The sequence below is a fragment of the Burkholderia sp. WAC0059 genome (genome assembly GCF_002870125.1).
Classification (GTDB): Bacteria; Pseudomonadota; Gammaproteobacteria; order Burkholderiales; family Burkholderiaceae; genus Paraburkholderia.
The window spans coordinates 1-3,508 of the sequence record NZ_PNEO01000050.1 but is presented as its reverse complement, the minus strand read 5'-3'; the positions used below and the strand labels follow the sequence as shown (position 1 = coordinate 3,508).

Genomic DNA, 3,508 nt, shown 5'->3' with positions numbered 1-3,508 from the left:
ACGATAACTAGGAATTATGAGCGTCAAAGGCGATATGGAATTCATCAATCGCAGTGGGGAAACGGCGTTTCTTATGGAGCGTCTACACCACCGCGAGACGTCGACCCCCGCGCTCATCATCATTCGCTCTCCATCGGGCGTTGGGAAGTCCCGATTGACTCAGCAAGTGGCGGCCCGATGCGAGGAGGAGATTCCTGGTCTGTCGTTTTGTATTGTTGAACCGGAAATTCAGGTAAACACCGCCTCGGTCCGGCTCCACGATGGTTTTTTTCTGCAACGTTGCGCCGAGCAGCTGTCCCGTACGCGTCCCGAAAGGGCTGCCCTCTGGCCGTCGTTTTCTTCGTACGTCAAGTCACAAAGGTGGACGACGGTCAGTCAGAAAAGCAAGTTGGACTTGGTCGCCGACGTGCCAAGTTGGAGAAGTGCCTACAAGCTCGCATTCGACTATGTGTCCCGCTTTATGTCACTCGGAGGCTTCGCACCCGCGAAACTACTCACAAGTGACAGTCGCGACGCGATAACGATCTGTGCGACCTACGCAGAAGCAATCCTTTCCGGGCATCGGGTGGCGCTCGTCATTCGCGAGGTACAGCATTGCGATATTCAGAGCTTGCGCACGTTTCTTGAGTGGAGCCAGTTCTATCCGGCGCTCGATCTCATTCTTGAGTACACGTCTTATACGAATGAGTTCGAGCCCGCACATCAAAAATTGTTCGCACGGCTAGCCGACAAGCGACAAAATTTCCACATCTGGGACTTGGAAAAGCTGGAACTAGGCCACCTTGAATATCTTATACGGACTAACGTCGACTCCTCCATTTCCGTCACTGCTGACGCCCATCTCTCGTGGAGCGGAAATCTGTACTCCGTGCTGGAAATGCGTTTTCAGGTAAGCATTGCGCAGGCCATATCCAGTCCCGAGCAGGTGACTCGTGCCCTAGGCAACCTCCCATCAATCTTGTCGGATCACATCGGCAGGCTCTCTTCTCCTCACCGACTTGTTCTTGCGATATGCCTCGCACACGTTGAATCGATCAGCGAAGAAGTCCTGCGGCTGGCAATGCAATCGATCCAGCCGGTGACATCACCGCTGTTGCTGAAGAATTTGCTGCGCGATCTAGTCGACGTGCATAGATTTCTGGATGATCGCTGGGGCGCCTATCGAATCCACATTGAAGCGGTCGCCGATACGTTGCGGGAGATGCCCGCGTTGCGCATGCTGATTGCGGCAGCGGAGAAGGGACTACGAGACTACTACAGCAGAGTCATTTTCGACGCGGACTGGGACACAGTCGGTATGGCGGTTGCGATGCGCCAGTTCTTCCGCCTCTGTGCAAAAACAAGGGATGCAACGGGGCTACTACGTGCTACAGAAGTGTTGTCTGCACATGTGGCCGGCACTCAGGATCAGGCTCTTTATTCGGAAATCGTAGCCACAGCTGTATCCGCAGAGCCAGATCTATATGCGAGTGACCATGACAAGCTGTTGATTTGGGCTGCATCTCTCGCGTACGACGTCAGCAACTTCGGCCGAGCCGAAAGCTTGCTCGCAATGTTGAAAGAACCAGATGAGTTTTCCGGTCTGATGCGCGCATGCGCTATGCAGGAGATCGGACGCCACGACGATGCTTTGCAACTCGTTGCAGATCTGCGAAGCAAGACGACTGCAACTGATGTCGTCTTGGCTGCCGATCTAATCAAGGCGCTCGTTCTTGGATGCCATGGCCAGTTAGATGAAGCTCGCGGGATTCTGCATGGCCTAGTCGACAAACCGGAGTACGAGGAGAGTCCAATTCTGGGCTTCGCTTACCGCTTCTTCGAAGTAACGGAAGAACACGAAAGTCGTGTGAAAGAGCTTCAGCGCAGCATTGCCTGGTTCGACCGGTTTGGCATGGAAAACTCGAAAGCCTATTCGCAAGCTGCGACGGCTGTCCTCATGGCGCGTGCGGGCGATGTCGAGGGTGGGCGTGCAATGATCGCGACGGCAAGCGCAACACTGAGCCAGAAGGTCCAGGATCGGCACCTACTACTCAACAATGCGGCGGCGGTTGAGCTTCTTGCTCTGCAGCCTAACTTCGCGAGATCTGTCGACTTACTTGCCGAGGCGCTCAGGTATGTGCGAGACGACTATAGCGAGGCCACGGTTTTGAATAACCTGGCACTCGCGCAAGCCGGCGCAGGTAATCACGACGCGGCCGTGGTTTGTGTAGATAAGCTGTTTGCGATTCTCGAAGACCATTCGTTTGCTAGCAAGGAAATATATTGGCCCGCGTGCTTTAACTCCTCATGGGTGCTTGCCTCTGTGGGCCTTGATGATCGAGCTCGGGGCGCACTCCAATGGGCCGAAGATCATGCGCCAACTCTAAACCAGAACGCGCAATACTGGAACTATCGCTATCGACGCAGTAGGGCCGTGGACTACGCTTGGCGATACCTTGCTAGCAGACCGTTCCATCCGCTATACCTGAGCCACTGGTTGATCGATCTCGATGGCCTCAGCCGGCTGAAGCCAGTACTGCACCAATGACGCGCTCGTAAGTCCAACCTTTTTCCGTGAAGCCGCGCGCAAACTGGCCACGTGGCGCTATCCACGCATCCGGAGTGAACTCCAGGAAGTGAAAGCGGCCGTTGGCGAGCCGCCCATCTACCCGACAGTAGCCGTACGCTCCGAATGCGGAGACGAAGTTCTGTAAAGCATGAAGATCCTCCGGATTCAGTTCGGCATCGATATTGCGCACAGAACGTCCTACCGTCGGTGCCGTTTTTTCGTCGGCGTCGAAGAGGCGATGCTCGAAGTGCCCGGGTTGGCCTTCAATGAATACCTCGCTGAACGCCCAAGCCTTCGATCCAGCATTCTCTATGCAGGAGTAAGCGACCTCTCGACCAGCCACGAATTCCTCAACTATAACGGGCTGTTTGAAAGCTTCAAGCAACTCGACCGAGAACTGCTCGATCGTTTCAGGACTCGTCAGGAGATTTCGCTGAGAGATACCGATGGAACTACCTTCCATCAACGGTTTCGCCACAACAGGCATGTTCATCCGCAGAGCGTGCCGCACGTCATCCCGTGTGCGAATGATGCGCCATGCAGGCGTTTTAACTCCACAGTCGAGTGCAAGGCGCTTGGACACTTCTTTGTCTTGCGCGATGATTCGCCCATACACGTCTGGCCCCAGGAATCGTAGGCCGAAGGTTTCGCAAATTGCGGGCACTAGGGCCATCCGATTACGCGATGCCTGACCACCGTAAATTGTGAGCACGATGTCCTGTCGATGTTCGGAAGCATGCTCGCCAAGTTCGGCGGGACTCACATAGTGGTGGAACTTCAGGCCGAGTGCCTCGACCGCGTCGGTCAGTTGACGAAGCGTTGTTGTCTCCGTCATTTCAAGATCGCGTCGCAGGTGCAGTGGGCCTGGACCGACCTGGCCCTCCCAAATGTCGGCAACAATAACAACGTCCCGGAAGGAAAAGTTGAACCCCGAATTCATCAATAATTCCTAGTTATCGT

Annotated in this window: 2 protein-coding genes; one reads left to right on the top strand and one right to left on the bottom strand. The window is 55.0% G+C overall.

Annotation, left to right across the window (positions count from 1 at the left end; translation table 11 throughout):
* Positions 1–16 precede the first annotated feature (16 nt).
* Entirely contained in the window at positions 17–2,527 is a 2,511-nt protein-coding gene (locus tag CY652_RS23585) for a hypothetical protein (protein ID WP_102133114.1), read from the top strand.
* Here CY652_RS23585 and CY652_RS23580 read toward each other — a convergent pair.
* Positions 2,496–3,488: a hypothetical protein gene (locus CY652_RS23580; RefSeq protein WP_219723810.1), complete on the bottom strand. Its 993-nt coding sequence runs from the start codon at positions 3,486–3,488 to the stop codon at positions 2,496–2,498. The genes CY652_RS23585 and CY652_RS23580 overlap by 32 nt on opposite strands.
* Positions 3,489–3,508: the final 20 nt, after the last annotated feature.

Coding starts and splice junctions, on each gene's coding strand:
- CY652_RS23580 (WP_219723810.1), bottom strand. CDS start 3,488: ATGAATTCGGGGTTCAACTTTTCCTTCCGGGACGTTGTTATTGTTGCC.
- CY652_RS23585 (WP_102133114.1), top strand. CDS start 17: ATGAGCGTCAAAGGCGATATGGAATTCATCAATCGCAGTGGGGAAACG.